At 68.0% G+C, this 21,062-nt stretch carries 16 protein-coding genes; 4 read left to right on the top strand and 12 right to left on the bottom strand.

The window, feature by feature from the left end; translation table 11 throughout:
* From glgB to CupriaWKF_RS27455, 5 genes are all read right to left on the bottom strand, one after another.
* Window positions 1-2,253 carry a 1,4-alpha-glucan branching protein GlgB gene (glgB, locus tag CupriaWKF_RS27475; RefSeq protein ID WP_276101583.1) on the bottom strand — a complete coding sequence of 751 codons (2,253 nt, stop codon included), beginning with the start codon at window positions 2,251-2,253 and terminating at the stop codon, window positions 1-3.
* Window positions 2,250-5,615, bottom strand: coding sequence for a maltose alpha-D-glucosyltransferase (treS, locus tag CupriaWKF_RS27470; RefSeq protein WP_276101582.1), 3,366 nt, complete (start codon window positions 5,613-5,615; stop codon window positions 2,250-2,252). The genes glgB and treS overlap by 4 nt, the downstream gene beginning before the upstream one ends.
* Window positions 5,616-5,657: 42 nt before the next feature.
* Complete coding sequence (locus CupriaWKF_RS27465) at window positions 5,658-9,119, bottom strand: alpha-1,4-glucan--maltose-1-phosphate maltosyltransferase (protein ID WP_276101581.1); 3,462 nt, start codon at window positions 9,117-9,119, stop codon at window positions 5,658-5,660.
* A 291-nt stretch (window positions 9,120-9,410) separates the two neighbouring features.
* A complete protein-coding gene (locus CupriaWKF_RS27460) occupies window positions 9,411-9,767 on the bottom strand; it encodes a hypothetical protein (protein WP_276101580.1) in 357 nt (118 codons plus the stop codon).
* 245 nt (window positions 9,768-10,012) lie between these two features.
* On the bottom strand, window positions 10,013-10,636 hold the full coding sequence (locus CupriaWKF_RS27455) for a YetF domain-containing protein (protein ID WP_276101579.1): 624 nt from the start codon (window positions 10,634-10,636) through the stop codon (window positions 10,013-10,015).
* Between the two features lie 275 nt (window positions 10,637-10,911).
* Here CupriaWKF_RS27455 and CupriaWKF_RS27450 point away from each other — a divergent pair, with 275 nt between their 5' ends.
* Window positions 10,912-11,463 carry a BON domain-containing protein gene (locus CupriaWKF_RS27450; protein WP_276101578.1) on the top strand — a complete coding sequence of 184 codons (552 nt, stop codon included), beginning with the start codon at window positions 10,912-10,914 and terminating at the stop codon, window positions 11,461-11,463.
* A gap of 77 nt (window positions 11,464-11,540) precedes the next feature.
* Here CupriaWKF_RS27450 and CupriaWKF_RS27445 read toward each other — a convergent pair whose 3' ends face one another.
* Window positions 11,541-11,765, bottom strand: a complete 225-nt coding sequence (locus CupriaWKF_RS27445) for a DUF2188 domain-containing protein (protein WP_276101577.1) — start codon at window positions 11,763-11,765, stop codon at window positions 11,541-11,543.
* A 182-nt stretch (window positions 11,766-11,947) separates the two neighbouring features.
* Between CupriaWKF_RS27445 and CupriaWKF_RS27440 the strand changes: the two genes are divergently transcribed.
* A complete protein-coding gene (locus CupriaWKF_RS27440; RefSeq protein WP_276101576.1) occupies window positions 11,948-12,256 on the top strand; it encodes a hypothetical protein in 309 nt (102 codons plus the stop codon).
* Window positions 12,257-12,317: 61 nt separating this feature from the next.
* Here CupriaWKF_RS27440 and CupriaWKF_RS27435 read toward each other — a convergent pair whose 3' ends face one another.
* From CupriaWKF_RS27435 to CupriaWKF_RS27420, 4 genes are all read right to left on the bottom strand, one after another.
* Window positions 12,318-13,640, bottom strand: coding sequence for an MFS transporter (locus tag CupriaWKF_RS27435; protein WP_276101575.1), 1,323 nt, complete (start codon window positions 13,638-13,640; stop codon window positions 12,318-12,320).
* Window positions 13,641-13,742: 102 nt separating this feature from the next.
* Window positions 13,743-13,979: a DUF2783 domain-containing protein gene (locus CupriaWKF_RS27430; RefSeq protein WP_276101574.1), complete on the bottom strand. Its 237-nt coding sequence runs from the start codon at window positions 13,977-13,979 to the stop codon at window positions 13,743-13,745.
* Between the two features lie 48 nt (window positions 13,980-14,027).
* Complete coding sequence (locus CupriaWKF_RS27425; protein ID WP_276101573.1) at window positions 14,028-15,755, bottom strand: FAD-dependent oxidoreductase; 1,728 nt, start codon at window positions 15,753-15,755, stop codon at window positions 14,028-14,030.
* A gap of 55 nt (window positions 15,756-15,810) precedes the next feature.
* Window positions 15,811-16,770 carry an MBL fold metallo-hydrolase gene (locus tag CupriaWKF_RS27420; protein ID WP_276101572.1) on the bottom strand — a complete coding sequence of 320 codons (960 nt, stop codon included), beginning with the start codon at window positions 16,768-16,770 and terminating at the stop codon, window positions 15,811-15,813.
* Window positions 16,771-17,058: 288 nt separating this feature from the next.
* Between CupriaWKF_RS27420 and CupriaWKF_RS27415 the strand changes: the two genes are divergently transcribed.
* On the top strand, window positions 17,059-17,856 hold the full coding sequence (locus CupriaWKF_RS27415; protein ID WP_276101571.1) for an IclR family transcriptional regulator C-terminal domain-containing protein: 798 nt from the start codon (window positions 17,059-17,061) through the stop codon (window positions 17,854-17,856).
* On the top strand, window positions 17,853-18,689 hold the full coding sequence (locus CupriaWKF_RS27410; protein ID WP_276101570.1) for an IclR family transcriptional regulator: 837 nt from the start codon (window positions 17,853-17,855) through the stop codon (window positions 18,687-18,689). Before CupriaWKF_RS27415 ends, CupriaWKF_RS27410 begins: the two co-directional genes overlap by 4 nt.
* 5 nt (window positions 18,690-18,694) lie before the next feature.
* Here the strand turns inward: CupriaWKF_RS27410 and CupriaWKF_RS27405 are convergent, their stop codons facing one another.
* Complete coding sequence (locus tag CupriaWKF_RS27405; protein ID WP_276101569.1) at window positions 18,695-19,669, bottom strand: tripartite tricarboxylate transporter substrate binding protein; 975 nt, start codon at window positions 19,667-19,669, stop codon at window positions 18,695-18,697.
* A gap of 140 nt (window positions 19,670-19,809) precedes the next feature.
* Window positions 19,810-21,027 (bottom strand): EAL domain-containing protein, encoded by a 1,218-nt coding sequence (locus CupriaWKF_RS27400; protein WP_276101568.1) that lies wholly within the window; start codon window positions 21,025-21,027, stop codon window positions 19,810-19,812.
* Window positions 21,028-21,062: the final 35 nt, after the last annotated feature.

Genomic DNA, 21,062 nt, shown 5'->3' with positions numbered 1-21,062 from the left:
TCACTCCCCGGCCCCGGCGTGCTGCAGCAGGAGGGTTGCCAGCGGCGGCAGCGTGAGGACCAGGGAAGCGTCCTGCCCGTGCGCCGGCACGGGCTCGGCCACCTGCGCGCCTTGATTGCCGACGTTGCTGCCGCCATAGCAGGCCGCATCGGTGTTGAGCCGCTCGTGCCAGCAGCCGGCGGAGGGGACGCCGATGCGGTAGCCGTGCCGCGGCACCGGGGTCATGTTGACGACAGCCAGCACCATGTCGCCGCTGCCGGGCGCGGGGCGGCGCAGCCAGGCGAAGACGCTGTTCTGGTGATCGTCGCCGACCACCCACTGGAATCCCGCAGGGGAATGGTCAAGTTCGTGCAGGGCGGGCAGTTCCCGGTACAGCGCGTTCAGGTCGCGCACCAGCGTGTGGACGCCCCGGTGCATCGGGTGCTCGAGCAGCGCCCAGTCGAGCTCGCCGTCGTGGTTCCATTCCTGCCATTGGGCGATCTCGCCGCCCATGAACAGCAGCTTCTTGCCCGGGTGTGCCCACATGAACCCGTAGTAGGCACGCAGGCCGGCAAAGCGCTGCCAGTCGTCGCCGGGACACTTGCCGATCATCGATCCCTTGCCATGCACAACCTCGTCGTGCGACAGCGGCAGCACGAATGCCTCCGACCAGGCATAGACCGTCCCGAACGTCATGTCCTGGTGGTGCCAGGCGCGATGGATCGGATCCAGCGACAGGTAGCGCAGCGTGTCGTGCATCCAGCCCATGTTCCACTTGAAGTCGAAGCCCAGCCCGCCGCTGGCGGCGCTGGCCGTGACGCCGGGCCAGGCGGTCGACTCCTCGGCAATGGTCAGGGCGCCGGGGCAGCGTTCATGCGCGACCGTATTGAGTTCGCGCAGGAAGGCGACGGCTTCCAGGTTTTCGCGTCCGCCGAAGCGGTTGGGGACCCACTGGCCGGCTGCACGGCTGTAGTCGCGATAGAGCATGGACGCCACCGCGTCCACGCGTAGCCCATCGACGTGGAAATGCTCGAGCCAGTGCAGCGCGCCAGCCAGCAGGAAGCCACGCACCTCATTGCGCCCGAGGTTGTAGATCAGGGTGTTCCAGTCCTGGTGGAAGCCTTCACGCGGATCCTGGTGTTCGTATAGCGCCGTGCCATCGAACTGTGCGAGCCCGTGCGGATCCGTCGGGAAATGCGCGGGTACCCAGTCCAGGATCACGCCGATGCCATCGCGGTGGCAGCTGTCGACGAAGGCCGCGAACGCCTGCGGCGGCCCCAGCCGCGCCGTGGGCGCGTAGAGCGACAGCGGCTGGTAGCCCCATGATCCGCCGAACGGGTGCTCGGTCACCGGCAGCAGTTCGATATGCGTGAAGCCGAGTTCGCGGACATAGGGAATGAGCCGTTCGGCCAGGGTTTCCCAGCCGCGCTCGGGGTCGTTGGCGGCGCGCAGCCAGGATCCCGCATGGACCTCATAGACGGAAAGCGGCGCGGCGTAGGGATCGACGGCATTGCGCAGGCGCATCCACTCATCGTCCTGCCAGGCGAAGGGCGGCGCCGATATTCCCGGCTCGGTCACGACCGAGGCGGTGGCCGGGGGCGGCTCGGTGGCCAGCGCGAGCGGGTCCGCCTTGTCGGGGAGTTCCCGGCCGTGCGGGTCCAGCAGGTCGAACTTGTAGCGGGAGCCTGGACGGGAGCCCATGTCGCCGGGGATGAACAGCTCCCAGATCCCGCTCGGGTGGCGCAGCCGCATCGGGTGCCGGGCTGGCTGCCAGCCATTGAAGTCACCGATCACCGATACGCGGCGCGCATTCGGAGCCCACACGGCAAAACGCACGCCATCGACGCCATCGATGCGCCGCCACTGCGCCCCAAGGCACGTTCCCAGCTCCAGGTGGCGCCCTTCGGCGATCAGGTGCAGGTCGAGGTCGCCAAGCAGCAGGCCGAAGGCATACGGGTCGTGGCTGAGCTGTTCGCTGCCATCGGGCCAGCGCACCAGCAACTGGTAGCCCGAGGTGCCGGCGGGCAGCCGTGCGCTGAACACGCCGCCATCGTGCAAGGACGTCATTTCCGCCAGAGGCGTGCCCCGTGAATCGGTCAGCGTCACGGATTGCGCGCCCGGCACGCAGGCGCGCACGACCAGCGCGTCGCCGTCCGGATGCGGGCCAAGCACAGCGAAGGCATCGCGATGGCGGCCTTCGAGCAGCGCGCCGAGTTCGCCGTCGGAGATCGTGCTGGTGCGGCGCTCGGCGGGCCGGTTGTCGACACGGCTCATTGCGCCTCCAGGTTTCCGGCCTGCAGCTTGCGCACCATGCGCGCAAGTCCGCTGGCAGGCAAATCGATCCACGCCACGCGGTTGGCGGCTTCATACTCCACTTCATAGGCGGCGCGCTCCAACAGGAACAGGTCAAGCAGCGGCTGCAACTGCGCTGGCTGTACCCACGGCGCGCCGGAAGCCTCCATATGCTGGCTGTAGCAGCTCAGGAAGGCATCGCTCGCGGTGGTGCGGAATTGTTCCAGCAGGCCGCCGCGCCGCTCGGCCAGCGCGGGCGGCAGTTCGGCGTGCGTGCGCTCCTGGCGGTCGGTGCCGACCGTCGCCGCGGCGTAGTCGATCGAGCGCAGCAATCCCGCGACGTCGCGCAGGGGCGAGGTCTTGCGCCGGCGCCAGTCGAGCGGGAGCCCGGGCTCGCCTTCGAAGTCGACCAGGTAGATGTCGTTCTGGGCGATCAGCACCTGGCCCAGGTGGAAGTCGCCATGGATGCGGGTCTGCAGGCTTGCGGGCGCAGCCGCGGCAAGTCTGGCAACCAGCCCGGGCAAGGCCTCGCGCGCCTCCAGCAGGGTATCGATATCGGTCAGGAAACGCCTGCTCTCCGATTTCGATTCATCGCGCGGTTGCTTTTCGAGCAAACCAAGCGCACGCGTCAGGGCCGCCATGGCCTGCTCCGTCCACAGCTGCGCTTCCACGTCGGTGGCCGCGACCGGCGCGAACGCGGGGTCGTCTGCGGGCCGTGCCAGTACCGCGTGCAGTTCGGCCAGCCGGCGCCCGAGCGTGCCGGCCATGGTAGCGTAGCCGTTCATGGCTTCGGCGAACTCGTCTTCGCTTTCGTTGGCGGGCAGCGCATCGTCGATGACTCGGCCGAGGTAATCCAGGGTCCAGTCCCAGCCGTTGCCCTGGTTGAGGATATAGCCCTGCACCAGCATCAGCGTGTGCGCGATACCGTCGCTGCCGGTGCGCGACACTTCCCCGAGCAGCGGTGGCGAGTGCGGGTAGCCCTGGGCCGTCAGGTAGCGCGTCATCTCGACTTCCGGGTGCATGCCGCCCGAAAGCCGCCGCACCAGCTTGAGCACGGCGGTGTTGTCGTAGGCGAGCGAGCTGTTGGACTGTTCGGCCGATATCCACTGGATTTCTTCCTGTTCCGGCTGCAGCGCCGCCAGCCCCGGCTCGGCGCGGAACCGGATCGTCTCCTGCGGGCCTTGCAGCTCGGCGCCGGCCCGCAACGCGCGGATCACCTCGCGCGCGAACGGCTCCAGCACGAAGCCGTCGGTGGCCAGGCCAATGCGGCTGCCCTGGCGCACGCGGGCCATCGACAGTCCATGCACGAGCTGTGACACGCCCTCGGGGCTCTCGCGGTCCCACAGCAGGCCGATCGGCAACTGGTAGCGCTCGGTGCGTCCGCCGGAAAGCCGGACTTCGACTTCGCCGAGATAGATTTCCTCGCCCGTGGGGGCCCGCGCAAACGGCACCAGGTACGCCAGCGATGCGTGCTGGATGCTTTCGTCCTTCGCGCCGAACCAGCGCCGGCGGCGGATATAGGGCGGCAGCACCTCCACATTGAGGATGTGCCGCGACGCCTCGGTCAGCTCGAGCCGCCCCTTGTTCTGCAGCACCAGCGTGATCTGATCGGGCATTTGTTCCGGCGCGGTCACGTGCCACGCGGGCGGCTGCGCTTCTTCGCTGAGTACGAACCAGTAGAAGCCGTAGGGCGGCAGCGTGAGCAGATAGGTGAGGGTGCCGATGGCCGGGAACGGCGTGGCTCCCATCATCTCGACGGGCACGCGGCCGTTGAAACTGGCCAGGTCGAGTTCGACGGCTTGCGGCGCGCGCGACAGGTTGGCCACGCACAGGATGTGCTCGTCTTCATACTCGCGCAGGTAGGCCAGGATCTTGCGGTTGCCCGGGAACAGGAAGCGCTGCGTGCCGCGGCCGAAGGCGCGGTGCTTGCGCCGCAGCGCAAGCATGCGGCGCATCCAGTTGAGCAGCGAATGCGGATCGCGCGCCTGGGCTTCGACATTGACCGCCTCGTATCCATACAGCGGGCCTTGCAGCGGCGGCAGCACCAGCCGTTCCGGGTCGGCGTGCGAGAAGCCGCCGTTGCGGTCGGGCGACCACTGCATGGGCGTGCGCACGCCGTCACGGTCGCCCAGGTGGATGTTGTCGCCCATGCCGATCTCGTCGCCGTAGTACATCACGGGCGTGCCGGGCATGGAAAACAGCAGGCTGTTCATCAGCTCGATGCGGCGCCGGTCGCGCTCCATCAGCGGGGCCAGCCTGCGCCGGATGCCAAGGTTGATGCGCGCGCGGCGGTCGGAGGCGTAGACCTCCCAAAGGTAGTCGCGTTCGTTGCTGGTCACCATTTCCAGCGTCAGTTCGTCGTGGTTGCGCAGGAAGATCGCCCACTGGCAGTCGGTGGGCAGCTCCGGCGTCTGGCGCATGATGTCGGTAATCGGGAAGCGGTCCTCGCGGGCGATGGCCATGTACATGCGCGGCATCAGCGGGAAGTGGAAGGCCATGTGGCATTCGTCGCCGTGGGCGCCCGTGGCGCTGCGGCCGAAGTATTGCTGCGCGTCCTCGGGCCACATATTGGCCTCGGCCAGCAGCACGCGCCCCTGGTAACGCGAATCCAGGTGGGCGCGGATATGGCGGATGACGGCGTGGGTCTCGGGCAGGTTCTCGTTGCTGGTGCCCTCGCGTTCCACCAGGTAGGGCACGGCGTCCAGGCGCAGCCCGTCCACGCCGATATCCAGCCAGAAGCGCATGACCGACAGGACCTCGTTCAGTACCTGCGGATTGTCGAAGTTCAGGTCCGGCTGGTGCGAATAGAAGCGGTGCCAGAAATACGCGCCCGCCACCGGGTCCCAGCTCCAGTTGGACTTCTCGGTATCGCAGAAGATGATGCGTGTGCCGGCGTAGCCCTGGTCGTGGTCGGCCCAGACGTAGTAGCGGCGCGCCGCGGAGCCTGGCTTGGCATTGCGCGCGCGCTGGAACCAGGGGTGCTGGTCCGAGGTGTGGTTGATGACGAGTTCGGTGATGACGCGAATGCCACGCGCATGCGCGGCCGCCACGAAGCGGCGGGCTTCGGCCAGGGTGCCGTAGTCGGGGTGCACGTTGCGGTAGTCGGCGATATCGTAGCCATCGTCGCGGCGCGGAGACGGGTAGAACGGCAGCAGCCAGACGGTGTCGACGCCAAGGTCGGCCAGGTAGTCCAGCTTGGCCAGCAGGCCGGCGAAGTCGCCTACGCCATCGTCGTTGGCGTCATAGAAGGACTTGATGTGGAGCTGGTAGATGACCGCGTCCTTGTACCAGAGCGGATCCGCGTTGAGCAGCAGGGCGTGGGCGGGTTCGGTCAGGCGTTTCATCCGTGTCTCCGTGCGATGTGTCGACGGTGCCATGCCGCGCTTTCATGCGCCGTGCGGATCCGGTGCCACGGCCGGCACGGCTTCGCGCCGCGCCGGACGGCCGATCGGTGTCACGTGCCACAGCGCGAACGGCAGCCGCACCGGATCGAGCCGGATGCGCTGGCACTTGCCGTGCCACGCGAAACGGTGCTCGTCCATGAGGTCCTGCACCGCCACGCTGCCGTGGTCGGCCAGGCCCCATTCCCATAACGGGATTTCGACGCTGGCTTCCTGCGCGGCAAACGGGTCCATGCTGATGGCGGCCAGCAGCACGTCGTCGCCGAAGGTCGAGCCGATGCCGGGCACGAAGCGCGCGAAGTACAGCACCGCATCATTGCCGGCGGGGTAGATGCGCAGCCCCAGATGGCTCTGCAGCGCCGGATGGCCGAGCCGGATCTGGTTCAGCCGCGTGATCTCGGCCACGATATTGCCGGGCGCGTGCCGGTTGCGCGCACGAAGCTGGTACTTCTCGGAATCCAGGTATTCCTCGCGCACCTTGCCGTCGAGCACGAGGGGGGCCGACTCGCACAGCTCGAAGCCGCTGTACATGCCCCACAGCCCCGACAGCAGCGTGGCTAGCGCCGCGCGGATCAGGAAGGCCGGGCGCCCGCCGCGATGCAGGAAGTACGGGTTGATGTCGGGCGTATTGACGAAGAAATGCGGGCGGAAGAATTCGCGCAGCGGGGTCTGCGTGAGCTCGGTCATGTACTCGGCCAGCTCGGCGCGCGTGTTGCGCCACGTGAAATAGGTGTAGGACTGACTGAAGCCGAGCTTGGCCAGGCGCGCCATCATCTTCGGGCGTGTGAACGCTTCGGCCAGGAAGATGGTGTCAGGGTACCGCGCGCGCACGTCGGCAATCATCCATTCCCAGAACGGCAGCGGCTTGGTGTGCGGATTGTCCACGCGGAAGATGCGCACGCCGCGCTGGACCCAGAACATCACCACGTCGCGCAGCGCCTGCCACAAGGCCGCGGCAGCCGGCGCGGCCGCATAGAAGTCGACGTTGACGATGTCCTCGTATTTCTTCGGCGGGTTCTCGGCGTAGCGCAGCGAGCCGTCCGGGCGATGCGCGAACCATTCCGGGTGCTGCCTGAGCCAGGGGTGGTCCAGCGAACACTGGATCGCGAAGTCCAGCGCCAGCTCCAGCCCGGCCGCCGCCGCCGCAACGCGTAGCCGCTCGAAGTCCTCGAAGGTGCCGAGCTGGGCGTGCAGGGCGTCGTGGCCGCCGTCCTCGGCACCGATGGCGTACGGGCTGCCTGGATCGTCCGGCTGCGCGCGCAGGCTGTTGTTGCGGCCCTTGCGGTGAGTCTTGCCGATCGGGTGGATGGGCGTGAAGTACAGCACGTCGAAGCCCATGGCGCGAATGGCCGGCAGGCGCGCGATCACGTCATCGAAGGTGCCATGGCGGTTCTCGTCCTCGCTCGCCGAGCGCGGAAACATTTCGTACCAGCTGGCAAAGCGGCTGGCCAGCCGTTCCGCTTCCACGGGCATCGGCAGCGGATGCCGGCTCGCGAACGGGCGCCCTGCGGGCGTCTGCATGGCCGCCTGCATGCCTGCCGCGGTACGCGGTGACAGCAGGATCTCGAGCCGTGCGGCGTCATCGCCGGCGCTGGCCGTCAGTTCGTCAACCAGCGCTGCCAGCTCGCTGTCCGGCGGCGGCCCGTCGCCTTGCGCGGGCATCAGCGCATCGGCCACGAGGCGGGCGCCTTCCTCGATCTCCAGCGTGATATCGACGCCTGCCGCGCGCTTCTTGCCGACCTCGTCCAGCCAGCTCGCGAACGCATCGCGCCAGGCCTCCACGGTGAACGTGTGACGACCCAGGGCGACCAGCGGAAAACTGCCATACCAGCGGTCATTGACCAGGTGGCGCATCGGCGCTTCCTGCCACGTTTCCTGACCCGGCGCGCGCCACAGGACAGCCGCCGCGAGCTTGTCGTGGCCATCCATCCAGATATCGGCACTGACTTCGACGCGCTCGCCGACCACGCGGCGCACCGGGAAGCGCCCGCCATCGCAGGCGGGCTCGACCGCTTCGATCGCTATACGCGGCGCCTCGAGCGCGGCCACTACACTGCCAAGGCCGCTTGCGCTGACCGCGTCGCCGGCCTGCGGCAAGCGCGCGGCAGGGCCGGCGGGCGCCGGGACGGCGCGATAGACGCGGATATCGGCCGGCGCCAGCGTGATGTCGGCCAACGCATCGAGCGCGGCGCCGAAGTCCAGGTTGCCCCCCGGGCCGCCATCGGACAGCTCCAGCCGGGCCGCTGGGCGCGGCAGCGCCGCGAGCACGCGGTCGAGCCCGAGCGTGCCAGGCTCCTGTGTGTCCGGATTGACCACGATGGTCAGCGCGGATTCCGGCGGGGCATCGCTGCCGCCACCACCGACGTCGGGCGCCTGCAGGCGGGCCAGCACGGTCAGCGCGGCATCGGGACCGCTCAGCAGCCTGACCGATACCGCTGGCGCGAGCGGGCGCGTGGCTAGCCACGCGTTGGCCTGCAGTACTTCATGGGTGATGTCGTATGGCGCGCCGTCGCGGGCGCCGCCATCGTCGGCCAATGGATCGCGGGCTTGCGTGCCACCGGTCTCGAAGCCCGCGGGCACCAGCACGCCGTCGCCGATTGCGGCGGCCGTCCATAGCGCACGCCGCGCCGACAAGGCATCCTGGCTTGCGGGCGATTGCGATGGCGCCGCCAGCACGCGCCCGAACGGCCGCAGCCGTGCGATCTCCTCGGTCAGCCATGCGCTGCGGAAGTCCCACCACGGCAGCGAGCAAAAGGCGCCGTCGAATTGCCCGGGGATCAGGTCGTCAAGCTGGGCCGGCGTCAGGCCCGGCGTCCAGGCCAGGAACAGGGGCCGGGTCTTCAGCGGGCCGGCAGCATCGGCGCGCAGCGTCGCAGTCAGCGTGGCCCAGTGACGGCCCGGCACCCGTGCCGGCGCCCGCAGGCAGAAGCCGGACACGCCGGCGGCCAGCGCCGCGCGCAGCTGCGTGGCCCACCAGTCCACCAGGCCGGCGGCGACGGCAGGTGTATGCCAGCGCAGCCGCAGGCCGGGCAGGTGGTTGTCCGTATCGTGTGGCGAAAAGCGTGTCGCGTCGTGGTCGATCCATGCCGGGTCGATGGTGGCGCCGTTCTCCGGATAGCGATCGAGCGAGAGGTCCAGCAGAGGCGCAAGGCCATGCCGCGCGCAGTCCGCGCTGACGGCCGCCAATGACGATAGCGGGTCGCCGCGGTCCGGTACGATGACCGGCCAGCCGGACAGCAGGACATGGTCGAAGCCGAGCGCGGCAATGCGCCGCAGCGTGTCGTGTTGTCCCTCGGCCAGATCGGAGGTTCGGTCAATGTTGAGTAGGCAGATCCGCACGTAGTGTGTTCCCTTGGCCGGTTGTACCCCGGCGGGCAGGCCGGCCTGCGGCTGCGCAACAGGGCGGCATCCCCCGTACCCCAGCGGGACGAAATTGAACAGCGTCATGCGAAGCGCGTGCCAGGCGTGCCGGCCACTTGCGCAAGCGCCGGATTGGGCGCGTGAGGTCGGTGCTGTGCCATCCGCGGCAGCTGTCCGCCCGTGTAAAAACTGCAGCACACCCGATGCCTATTGCAAAACTTGACCGGTTCGCGTCGCGGCACCGGTCGCCATGAACATGCGCGGCATGCGCAAGGCGGATAAGGCCTGGCATAACGCCGCACGGGCAGGTAGTGCGGTGAGTAGTACGGGAAGTCGATGAGGAGGGCGTCGCCCTCTGCCGCAGGCGACGCCAGGCAATTACTGCTTCGGCAGCGGATCAGGCGAATCGCCCTTCGGTCCGCTTGGCGCTTCGGCGGTCGGTGCCGGCGGCGCGCCTTGTTCACGTGGCTTCTTGTAGCGGGCGGTCGTGCCCTCTTGCGAGTGTTTGCTGGATTTCTTGGGCTTTTGCATGTGCTGGTCCGTTGCCATGCCGGGGCCCATGCCACCGTATGTATCTCCCGCGGCCGGGGCATTGCGTGAGGTGCCTGCACCCTCCGGGGCGGGCGACGCGCTTGGATTCGGCGCATTGGGCGAAGCAGGGGCCTGCTGGCCCAAAGCGGGCAGGCAGAGCGCGGTGCCGATCACCAGCGCGGCGGTGGCGAAGGTTCTTTTCATCTCGGTCTCCGGTTGTCGTCAGAGGATCTCGTCCGCGGACGATTGGTCGGCGCTGGTGTTCCGGCTGCCACGGCGGGTGTTGCCATGCCTGTCGGGCCAGTCTGCGGTCGTGGCACAGCCGCCCCAGCGCCGGGTCGGCGGCGGCCTCGCGCGGTAGCTCGCCGCATGTGCTCGCTGCCGGGCAATCTGGCAAGCGTGAGGGGCTGCAAGAATGCAGGTTGGCGATGGTAGGTTGCCGGGCATGATCAGCGGCGCGGCAAGCGGCTGACCGCCGTGCCGTTGAGCTTGCCGGTACTGTCGGCGGCGGCGAACGTGCCCCGGTCGTTCGGCTTGGTTTTGGTTGCGGAGCCGGTAGCTTGCGGCCGCCGGTGCGTTGCGCGCACGAATGTCAGCGCGCCCGTGCGCTCCAGCACCACGCGGCTGATCCCATCGAGCGTTTCGGCCTGCAGCGACGCGCGCAGGCTGGCTTTCAGGTCCTCCTGGCTGAGCATGGCTTTGGCGACGCGCGTATCGTCGATCCCCCCGTCCTTCAGCAGGTCGATCGCCCGGCCGCTCGTGAAGCGGTCGAACAGCGCAAAGCGGGACGACAACCAGGCAACGCCGCGGTGCATGAGCACCAGTACGAAGGCTGCCGCCAAGGCCGCCGGGAAGGACGTGGCCCCGACAATGGCGCGAGACAGCACCGCGCCAAGCAGCAGCACCACGCAGAGGTCGAACGCGGTCTTCTGCGCAAACGAGCGGCGTCCCGCCACGCGCAGCAGCAGCCAGGTCGCCAGGAACACGATCGCGGCGCGCATCGCGCCCTGCCACCACGTCAGCTGGTCGCCGTCGCCGATCAGGTCATGCAGGAAGCCGCTCAGTGAGTCCATGGCGCATCGCGGATGTTGCCGATGCCGGACACGGCGGCAGGTTTCATGCCAACCCCGCAGGTGCAGGCCGGGTTGTCCGCAGCCAGCGAAAGTCCCGGGGGCAGAAGAATGTACATGCACGGGCGCGGCGGATCGTGTAATTCCTGCCGGCATCGTCCTGCCGCCGTCCTGCGGCCATCGCGCCCAGGCTGCAGGGCGTGGCCGAGCAAGCAATGTGGCGCTCATCTTGCGTGGGGTTGTGGGCCGTGACCTCGTCGTGCCCTCCGGAGACAGACATGGACAGAAACCGCCGAGCTGCAGCACCGGATGCGCCGTGGCGCGAACCGCCGCTGGCGGATGCCGACATGCGCAGCCACTACGTGGGCGCCTATGGCGTATTCGATTACGACCAGCCTGTCGATCCCGAGGAGTCAGCAAGCCCGGACGACGAAGGCGGACGCTGGCTGCGCGAACCTGGACAATTGCCGCACGACTACGACGTCCCGGACGCCTACCAGCAATTCACGGGCTTCAACGAGCGCGTGTCGCGCAGCGGACAAGGCGTTGCGCCGCGGTATCGGCCGGTGGGGCCGCGCGGCTATCAACGCAGCGACGCGCGGATACTTGAGGACATCTGCGACCGCCTCACCCGCAGCGGCCGGCTCGATGTGCGGGACGTGGAGGTCAGCGTGGACGGCGGTGTGGTCACGCTGGAAGGCAGCGTGCCGGACCGGCTGCAGAAATATCGCGTGGAGGATATCGTCGATGACGTCTTTGGCGTGCGCGACCTGCTGAACCGGCTGCGCGTGAGTCGTGGCGGGCCAGGACAACAAGGTTCGTCACGCTGACCGGACGTTTGCCGGCGGGGCGGCGGCGGCCTTGCGCGCGCGGCGCAAGACGCCATCCGTTTCAATTCGCCCGTTGCCTAGCCGGCAATGGCACTGAGGTCCGGTCCAGCGTAGCTGCTGCGCGTGCGGATGCTTCCGTCGCGCGCGTAGACCACCAGTTCCACCTTCTTGCGTCGTGCCAGGCCAATGGCGGCATGGATCGCCGCAGCCTGCGTGGCGTGGTGGGATTCCGCGTAGCGCGCGCCTTCGTAAATGACATCCCAGCCATGGTCATACGGTACGACGTGTAGGTCACTGCCCATCTGTGTCTCCTGAGGTGCCGATGCTTGACTCGGCCAATCCATTTTCGCGCGATTCTCGTCGGTGTCTATCGGTCACCCTCTGACACGGCAGGCGCCGCAAAGGCGACTTTCCGGCGAAAATTTCTGGTCATTTAGGCTTGCTCTTCTAAGCTGGACAAGGATCGCCTGCAAAGGAGGAAGCCATGCGTGCAAGGTTTGCGCGGGGACTGACACAGTCTCCGGTGATCGTGGAGGCCCGCGCTTTCGATGGCGATGTCGACTGGATGCCCCAGCTCGGGGACCTGGTGACGGTCTACAGTCAGGACCAGGACACCGCTTTCGATGTCCGCCTCTGTGAAGTCGTAGCGCCCGGACGGTGGCGCGGCGTGGTCTATGCCATCAGCCGTGGCCAGGAAGTACTGGTCACCGCCGAAGGCCTTGAGATCGACGATGTGGTGGAAGTCATTCGCGAGGAAATCGCCGCGGTGATTCCGTGCGGTCACCCCCACTGAAATTGCAGACGCGCCCGGCGGCTTCCCGGCGGGCGCGCCCCCTGGCGCCGCGAGAGGGCCGTCAGGACTGATCTGGCTGGCGTGGCACGCCCAGCCACATCGACAGGCCGCTGGCCAGCAGCAAGGCGGCCAGCAGGTACAGTGCATTGTCGAGACTTCCCGTCTGCACCTTGATCTGCCCGATCACCCACGGGCTGACAATGCCGCTGGTGATGCCCACGCTGCTGATGAACGCAATGCCGGCGGCTGCGCCGCTGGCGGGCAGATGGCTCGGCGGCAGCGACCAGAATACCGGCAGCGCGGCAAAGATCAGGACCGCGGCGGCGGACAGGATGGCGAGCATCGCGGCCAGGCTATGCAGGTGCAAGGTGAGCGCGGCCAGCGCCAGGGCACCGCCGGCGGTGCACAGCAGGAAATGCCGGTGGCGCTCGCCGCTGCGATCGGAATGCCGCGCGATCAGGATCAGGCCGACTGCGCCGACCGCATTGGGCACGACCGAGTAGAGACTGATCGAGACGACATCGGTGATGCCGAAGTCGCGGATCATCAGCGGCATCCAGAAGCTCAGCGCGAGCGAGCCACAGGTCAGCGAGAAGTAGATGAAGGCGAACAGGTAGACGCGCGGGTTGCGTAGCACCTGCAGCAACGCTTGCAGCGAGTGCGGCTTGACGCCGTGTTCTTCCATGCGCGCTCGCGTGAGGAAGGCCTTCTCGCCGTCGGTGAGCCAGCTTGCCTGGCGCGGTTCATCGACCAGGAAGAACGCCGCGATCACGCCCAGCAAGATGGCCGGCGCCCCTTCGATCGCGAACATCCATTTCCAGCCCTGCATGCCGAGCACGCCGGCCATGTCGCGCATGATCCAGCCCGACACCAGCCCGCCCAGCACGCCGGCGACGGCGACGCCGGCAAAGAAGATGGCCATCACCGCGGCACGGCGTTTCGCCGGGAACCAGTAGGTCAGGTAGAGCACGATGCCGGGAAAGAATCCTGCCTCGAACACGCCGAGCAGGAAACGCAGCATATAGAACTGCTCCGGCGACGACACCGCCATCATGCCGACCGAGGCGGCGCCCCACAGCAGCATGATGCGCGTGAACGTGCGGCGCGCGCCGAAGCGTGCCAGCAGCATGTTGCTGGGCACCTCGCACAGCACGTAGCCGACATAGAACACGGCGGCGCCCAGTCCGTACATGGCGTCGCTGAATCCCAGGTCCTGCTTCATCTGCAACTGCGCGAAACCGATGTTGATGCGGTCCAGGAACGAGACCACGTAGCACACGAACAGGAACGGGATCAGGCGCAGCCAGATCTTGCGATACAGCGCGTTTTCTTCGTGCGCGGCGTAGGCGGGGGCCGCAATCGCCCCTGAGGCCAGATTGCTCATTGCTTTGTCTCCGGTGTGAGCGCCGCCCGCGCCGGCCTTTGACAGGTCTTCGCTACGGGTCGGGCGGGATGGGGTGGGGCACGCGTGCGCGTGCCCGCAGGGTCAGTTCGCGGCGGCGGTGTCGGCAGCGATACCTTCGCGTGCGGCGTGCAAGGCGGCGAGCAGTACTTCGTGGTCGCCGATGTGGTTGGCGAGCAGCAGGATGAGCCGGGCGTTGACGGCCTGGCTCTGCGCATCGTCCAGGTCGCGGTGCATGTCGATCAGCGCTTCGTAGAAGTCGTCAGGGCGGGCCAGGTTGGGTTGGGTATTGAGGGTGTGAGCCTGGGCTTGGCTGGGCATGGCGTTGTCTCCGGATTCTGTAGGGGGCGGCCTGTCGTTTGCCAGGCCTTATGCCGCCATGGCGGCCGCGTGCCGCGCGTTGCCGGCGGGCAGGTGCGCGCCGGTCGCGCGCGCCAGCGCTGCGCCGATGCCTTGCGCATCGATGCGGCGCCAGCGTGCGCAGACATGCTGGTCCGGCCGGATCAGGTAGAAGGTGCCCGGTGCCGCGCTGTAGCGTTGCGCCGCAAGTCCCTGGTCGTCGCGCAAGACAGCGGGGCCGGACGCGGGCTGTGCCGGCGTGGCGATGAACACGAGGCGAATCGGCAGGCGCGCCTGCTGCAGTTGTGCGAGCGCAAGCTGGCTCTCGCTGTCGAGGCTGTCGGGCGTGCCGAACACCAGCCCCGTGAATTCGCCGCCGAGATGCTGGAGCAGCCAGCCCGCGCCATGCGCGTCCGAGACCGGGGCGTCGACGCAAGGCGCACCCGGCACCATGGTGCCACCGAGGCCGTCGGCGTCGGGCGTATTGAGGGGCGAGCCGTGCAGCACCGCTGGCACCGACAGGCGCCCGCTGTTGACCAGGGCCCGCGCAAAGGCGTGCCGGCGGGACAGGTTCAGCACGGCATCGCGGAACAGGCGGCTGACCGCGCTCTTGGGCGTGATGAAGTCAGTCGCGCGGGTGGAGTTAAGGATGTTCTCGTCTGCGGCGTACTCGCGTTCGCTGGCATAGGTATCGAGCAGACTGTCGGCCGCGCGGCCCTGCAGCACGTAGGCGAGCTTCCAGGCCAGGTTCTCGGCATCCTGCACGCCACTGTTGGCGCCACGTGCGCCAAACGGCGAAACACGGTGCGCGGCGTCGCCGGCGAACAGCACGTTGCCGTGCCGGAAACTGTCCATGCGTTCGCACGAGAAGGTATAGACGCTGACCCACTCCAGCGTGAACTTCGCATCCGGGCCCAGCAGCGCCTGCACGCGCGGGATCACGTGTTCGGGCGCCTTCTCCAGGACAGGATCGGCATCCCAGCCGAGCTGGAAATCGATGCGCCAGACATTGTCGGGCTGGCGATGCAGCAGTACCGACTGGTTCGGGTGGAAGGGCGGGTCGAACCAGAACCAGCGTTCGGCGGGGAACGCCGCTTCCATCTTCACGTCGGCGATCAGGAAGCGGTCCTTGAAGGTCCGGCCCTTGCTGTCCAGGCCCAGGAGCTTGCGCGCCGGGCTGTGCGAGCCGTCGGCCGCCACCACGTAGCGGGCGGCCAGCGTGTAATGGCCGTCCGGCGTCTCGATGGTCAGGGCGATGTTCTCGTCGGCCGTGCCGGCCTGGCGCTGTTCGAGCCCCACCACCTTGTTGCGCCAGCGGATCTCGATATTGGGCAACTCCTGCGCACGCTCGAGCAGGTAGCCTTCCACGTAATACTGCTGCAGGTTGATGAAGGCCGGGCGGTGGTGGCCGGCCTCGGGCAGCAGGTCAAAGCTGTAGACCTGCTGGTCGCGCAGGAATACGCGGCCCACGTTCCAGCTCACGCCAGTATCGACCATGCGCTGCCCGCAGCCCAGGCGATCAAAGATGTCCAGTGTCCGCTTCGCGAAGCAGATGGCGCGCGATCCTGTGGACAGCGTGCAATCGTCGTCGACCAGCACCACGCGCACGCCGCGCTGGGCCAGGTCGATTGCGGTGGCCAGGCCGATCGGCCCGGCACCCACCACGACAACGGGATGGACCGTGCCGCCCGCTTGCCCGCCGCGCTGTTCCGCGCAGGGCTGGTACTCGAATGACAGGCGCTGGTAATCGATGGTCATGCCTTTGTCTCCGTCCACTCTCGTTCAGTCTTTTGTTGCGTCTTACGTGCGCGCGTCAGTTCTGCAGCGCGGCCCACATGTCCTTGTCGCGCTGGGCAGTCCAGATGCGCGGATGGGCGATGCCGCTCGCTTCGTCGTAGGCGCGCGAGACATCGAACGGCAGGCAGTGTTCGTAGATGAAGACCTGGCCGAATTTGGGGTCCATCGCGCGGCGCGTGTGGGCCATCGCGGCTTTCAGGTCGAGCTTGTCGGCCACGGCTTCCTTGCCGGCCTGGAACAGCGTGGTGACGAAATCCTTGGTGTAGGCGATGCCCTTGCCGACCTCTTCAGGCGTAGTCAGCGCCGGACCGCGGCCGGGAACGAGCTTTTCGGGCTGCAGCGCGGCCAGCGCATCGAGCGTCGCGGGCCACTCGGCAAGCTGCGCGTCGCCGCAGTAGCAGGCCGCGTCATATTCGACCAGGTCGCCCGAGAACAGCACCTTCTGCGACGGCAGCCAGACCACGGTGTCGCCCTTGGTATGGCCCGAACCCAGGTGGGCAATGCGGACTTCCAGCTTGCCCAGGAACAGCGTGATTTCCTTCTCGAACACCAGCGTCGGCCAGGTCAGGCCCGGCACGGTCTCGACGCCGGCGAACAGGCGCGGGAAGCGTTCGATTTCCGACTTCATGTCGGCCTCGCCGCGCTCGACGATCATTTCGTAGGTGCCGCGGCTGGCGATGATCTGCTGCGCGCCTTCGGCAAAGTACGCCGAAGCGCCCAGCACGCGCACCGCGTGGTAGTGCGACAGCACCACGTACTTGATCGGCTTGTCGGTGATCGAGCGGATCCTGGCGATCAGGTCCTGCGCCATGGCCGGCGTGGCGGTCGTGTCGATGATCATCACGCCATCGTCGCCAATGATCACGCCGGAGTTGGGGTCGCCTTCGGCCGTGTAGGCATAGGCGTTCCCGGACAACTGGGTGAAGGTGATCTGCTTGGCTTCCAGGTCGGCCTGGGATGCGAATGCCTTGCTCATGTGTCTGTCCTCTTCTTGGGGGCGGGCGGGACAGCGGCACGTGTATGGCTGGCGCGGCATTGCGCGGCTGTCTCGCCCCGTTCGTTGAATTTGATCTGGTCGCAGCACGTAGGGCGCGCTGCGCGACGGGTACTGTCATCTTAGGAAACCAATGGAAATTAATCAATGGCTAATGCATTAGTCTATGGTTAATTTTTAGATCGAAGACAAAAATCCAAGGGTAAACACCGATCGGCCAGGCGGGTCCCGGTGACGTTCGATTAATATCTGGGCTTTCCGGAGAGGACGATGGCGGCAGCGGGGCGCAAGACGGCGCAGGCGGAGAGCGAAGAGAAGGTGCAGCGCGGCATCCAGAGCGTGGAAGTCGCCGGCCGCTTCCTTGGCGCGCTCGCGGCCGCGCGTGCGCCGATGACGCTGGCCGAACTGGCGGACGCGGCACAACTGGCAGCCGCGCAGGCCCATGCTTACCTGGTCAGCCTGACAAGGCTCGGGCTGATCAAGCGCGACCACCTGTCCGGGCGCTACGAACCAGGCCCGCTGTCGCTGCAGCTTGGCATGATGCACCTGGACTCAGACCCGGCCTACCGGGCCGCGGTGCCGCGCGTCGACGAACTTGCCGAGACCACGGGCTTCAGCGTGGCCATCAGCATTGCCGGCCCGCAGGGGCCGGCCATCGTGCGCTATGTGCCGGCCGCGGCGCCGCTGCATGTGAACCTGCACGTCGGCACCGTGATGGCGCTGGCGGCGACGGCAACGGGGCGCGTCTATTGCGCGTTCCAGCCGCGCGCCGGCTGGGAAGCGATCTGGCGGCAGCAGCAGCCGCATGCCGGCGCTGCGGACCGGGCAGCGTTCGACGCCGCGCTCGAAGCCATTCGCGCGCGCGGCATGGAGCGCAGCATCGACGCGCCGAGCCCGGCCATCAGCAGCCTGAGCGTGCCCGTGCTCGATGCGGACGGCGCGTTGCGCCTGGTGCTGACCGTGGTGGGCTCCACCGGCACCATCGACGTGGACTGGCAGGGACCGGTGGCCCTGGCCCTGCAAGCCACCGCACGCGCCATCGGCGCGAACCTTGGACCGGCAAGATGACACAAGCGGCCCCGAACGACGACCGGAGCGCCGACGGCGGCAAGCCCCAGCGCGGCATCCAGTCGCTGGACAGTACCGGACAGCTGCTGGGGGCGCTGGTAGCGGCAGGCCGGCCGCTGCCGCTGCGCGACCTGGCGCAGGCGGCCGGCATGGCGCCGGCCAAGGCGTTTCCCCACCTGGTGAGCCTGCAGAAGACCGGCCTGCTCGCGCGCGATGCCGCGGGCAATTTCCTGTGCGGTCCGCTGAGCCTGGAACTGGGGCTGATTGCCCTGCAGCGTTTGTCGCCCACGCGCGAGGCCGAGCCGGAGATCATCGAGCTCGCGGGCGCTACGGGCCTGAGCGTGGCCATGGCGGTGCTCGGGCCGCTGGGGCCGACCGTGGTGCGGCTGGAGGAATCGGCGCGCCCGCAGCATGTGAGCCTGCGGGTCGGCACGGTGCTTTCGCTCGTCAATACCGCGATCGGCCGCACCATGGCGGCGTACCTGCCGGAAAACGTGCTGGCCGGCCTGCTCGCGCGCGACGACTTGCGCATGGCTGGCGCTGCACGCACCGAAGTGCTCGGCGACGACGGGAAGCTTGCGCCGGACTATGCCAGCCGGCTGGCGCGTGTGCGCCGCGAGCAGGTCGACAACGCGCTGAGCCGGCCGGTGCCCAGCATCGATACGCTCGCAGCCCCCGTGTTCGATCACACGGGCAGCCTGGCGCTGGTGGTGGCGGTGATGGGATCGACCGGTAGTTTCGACAGCGGCACGCAAGGAGCCACCGCCGAACTGGTGCGCCAGGCGGCGCACCGGCTTTCGTGGCGCTTCGGCGCCATGCAGGCATCCGCTTGAGCGGCTTATTGCTCGACGCGGATATTGGCTGACTTGATCAGCGCATCCCACTTCTCATACTGCGCGCGGATATAGCTGCCAAACTGCGCGGGCGTTGCCGGGAACGGCACCGTGCCCTGGCTCGCCAGCTTGCCGGCCATTTCCGCTTGCTTCAGCGAAGCCACGATCTCGGCGTTGAGCCGGTCGACCACGGCCTTGGGCGTGCCGGCCGGAGCCACGACACCGAACCAGGCAGTCAGTTCATAGCCCGGTACGCCGGCCGTGGCCAGGGTCGGCACGCCAGGCAACTGTTCCGACGGCTTCTGCGTGGTGACCGCCAGTGCGCGAACGCGGCCGTCGCGGATGTAGGGCAACGCCGTCGACACGCTGTCGAACATCATGGTCAGGCGCCCGCCGATCAGGTCCGTCATGGACGCGGCGCTGCCCTTGTACGGGATATGCGTGATGTCGACCCCCGCCATATGCGTGAACAGTTCACCGGCCAGGTGCGAAGACGAGCCATTGCCGAACGAGCCATAGGTCAGCTTGCCGGGTGACTTGCGTGCAAGCGCCAGCAATTCCGGCACGGTCCGCGCCGGCACCGACGGATGCACGACCAGTACATTGGGCAGGTAGGCGACGGACGCCACCGGCGCGAAATCCTTGAGCGGATCGTAGCCGGGCTTGTCGTAGAGGCTCTTGTTGACCGCCAGCGAGCCGAACGTGCCAAACAACAGCGTGTACCCATCGGCGGGAGCGCGCGCCACGGCAATCGCGGCAATATTGCCGCCTGCGCCCGGGCGGTTGTCGATCACGACCGGTTGCCCCAGCCGCACCGAAAGCGCATTGCCGACCTCGCGCGCGAGGAGGTCAGTGGCGCCGCCCGGCGGGAATGGCACCACCAGCCTTACCGGCTTGTCCGGATATGCCGCGTGCGCGCTGCCGGCTGCCGCCAGCGAAATCAGCAGCCCTGCGGCCGCATGCCTGAACCAGCCTTTCATCGCGGTCTCCCCTGTCATGTTTTGGCGATGGAAAGCGGCAGTGTGTCGCAGCGCGTGGGTGTGCGGGTTTCGAATTGGCAAAGGCCGGCTTTGCGGCGGGCCAGCAGGCGTGGCGTCAGCGCCGCCGCGGCGCCCGGCTGTCAGGCGGCGGGCATGCCCGGCGTCGCCAGCATGGCCAGCGAATTGCCGCCGCGCTCGAAAACCTCGGCCGCATGAAGCAGCGCACCCAGCTCGCCATGACCATGGAGGACCGCGTGGCGGATCGTCCGGGTCACGGGAAATGAGTCCTGGATGTCACGCCGCGTGCCGTCCGGCGGCAGGGGGGCCAGCGACAGCACGCCGGTCAGGTAAGCCGCTTCGGCGAAGGCGGTATCCTGCGGCCGGACATGGCGTGCGGCCTGCTCCATGAAGCCGGCGCGACGGCAAGCCGCCTGGCTGCGCAGGCTGGGCTCGGCGGGCAGGCGCAAACCGTCGGACATCTGCAGCAGCCGCACCCAGCGCAGCAGGCTGTCGGCGCCCAGCGCCACAAGCAGCGCGCGCACGCTCGCAAAGCCGCCGCCAGGCTGCACGCCGGTTGCCACGGCGAGCCGCAGCAACTGGGCCACCAGGCCCGGGTTGGCATGCAGTTCGGCGAGTACCGCATCGGCGTGCGCGCTGTGCGTCAGCAGCGCGTGCAGCCGCGCCAGTGCACCACGGTCCAGGTGCGGCAGCGGCGCCGTCAGCGGTTCAGGCCGCGCGAAATGGAAGCCCTGGAACAGGTGGCAGCCGAGCCGTTGCGCGAGCGCGAGATCGTCGGCGGACTCGATCTTCTCGGCAATCAGAAGGCGGTCCGCGCGCAGCACGGCATCGGCCACGCGCGGGAGATCCGCGCGGTGGGCAAGCCGGAAGTCGACCTTGACGAAGTCGACCGCGGACAGCGCCTTGAGGACATCGGCGGTCAGCGCCACCACGTCGTCCAGCGCGATGCGGTAGCCGGCCTCCCGCAGCCACGCCAGGCGGTGCAGGACGGAGGTATCCATCGGCACGCTTTCGAGCACTTCAAGCACAAAGTCTCCAGGCGGGACCAGCAACAGCAGATCGTCGAGCAGCAATTGCCGCCCCAGGTTGACGAAGCCGGCCTGCTTGCGCAGGGCCCGCTCCAGCCCAATGCCGCCCAGCGTGCGCGCGATGACGTGGGCGGTAGCCGCGGTGTCGTCGAGGACGTGCGCCCAGTTTCCGCTGCCTTCCCGGTACAGCAGTTCATAGGCCTGCGCGTTGCCGGCGGCATCCACGATGGGCTGGCGCCCGATGTGCAGTACCTCGGCATCGCGGGGACCGGGCTTCGGCATGGCGGACAAGGTTGGGAGAGGGTCTTGCATGGGAGCATTCCAGGATTGGGCCGGCAATTTCCTGA

Source organism: Cupriavidus sp. WKF15, assembly GCF_029278605.1.
GTDB lineage: Bacteria > Pseudomonadota > Gammaproteobacteria > Burkholderiales > Burkholderiaceae > Cupriavidus.
This window is presented reverse-complemented; position numbering and strand designations above follow the sequence as displayed.

Excerpts from the sequence above, each read along its gene's own strand:
- CupriaWKF_RS27440 (WP_276101576.1), top strand. The coding sequence starts at position 11,948 with ATGCGTGCAAGGTTTGCGCGGGGACTGACACAGTCTCCGGTGATCGTG.
- CupriaWKF_RS27465 (WP_276101581.1), bottom strand. The coding sequence starts at position 9,119 with ATGACGCTGTTCAATTTCGTCCCGCTGGGGTACGGGGGATGCCGCCCT.
- treS (WP_276101582.1), bottom strand. The coding sequence starts at position 5,615 with ATGAAACGCCTGACCGAACCCGCCCACGCCCTGCTGCTCAACGCGGAT.
- CupriaWKF_RS27435 (WP_276101575.1), bottom strand. The coding sequence starts at position 13,640 with ATGAGCAATCTGGCCTCAGGGGCGATTGCGGCCCCCGCCTACGCCGCG.
- glgB (WP_276101583.1), bottom strand. The coding sequence starts at position 2,253 with ATGAGCCGTGTCGACAACCGGCCCGCCGAGCGCCGCACCAGCACGATC.
- CupriaWKF_RS27405 (WP_276101569.1), bottom strand. The coding sequence starts at position 19,669 with ATGAAAGGCTGGTTCAGGCATGCGGCCGCAGGGCTGCTGATTTCGCTG.
- CupriaWKF_RS27425 (WP_276101573.1), bottom strand. The coding sequence starts at position 15,755 with ATGACCATCGATTACCAGCGCCTGTCATTCGAGTACCAGCCCTGCGCG.
- CupriaWKF_RS27400 (WP_276101568.1), bottom strand. The coding sequence starts at position 21,027 with ATGCAAGACCCTCTCCCAACCTTGTCCGCCATGCCGAAGCCCGGTCCC.
- CupriaWKF_RS27430 (WP_276101574.1), bottom strand. The coding sequence starts at position 13,979 with ATGCCCAGCCAAGCCCAGGCTCACACCCTCAATACCCAACCCAACCTG.
- CupriaWKF_RS27415 (WP_276101571.1), top strand. The coding sequence starts at position 17,059 with ATGGCGGCAGCGGGGCGCAAGACGGCGCAGGCGGAGAGCGAAGAGAAG.
- CupriaWKF_RS27455 (WP_276101579.1), bottom strand. The coding sequence starts at position 10,636 with ATGGACTCACTGAGCGGCTTCCTGCATGACCTGATCGGCGACGGCGAC.
- CupriaWKF_RS27460 (WP_276101580.1), bottom strand. The coding sequence starts at position 9,767 with ATGAAAAGAACCTTCGCCACCGCCGCGCTGGTGATCGGCACCGCGCTC.
- CupriaWKF_RS27450 (WP_276101578.1), top strand. The coding sequence starts at position 10,912 with ATGGACAGAAACCGCCGAGCTGCAGCACCGGATGCGCCGTGGCGCGAA.
- CupriaWKF_RS27420 (WP_276101572.1), bottom strand. The coding sequence starts at position 16,770 with ATGAGCAAGGCATTCGCATCCCAGGCCGACCTGGAAGCCAAGCAGATC.
- CupriaWKF_RS27445 (WP_276101577.1), bottom strand. The coding sequence starts at position 11,765 with ATGGGCAGTGACCTACACGTCGTACCGTATGACCATGGCTGGGATGTC.
- CupriaWKF_RS27410 (WP_276101570.1), top strand. The coding sequence starts at position 17,853 with ATGACACAAGCGGCCCCGAACGACGACCGGAGCGCCGACGGCGGCAAG.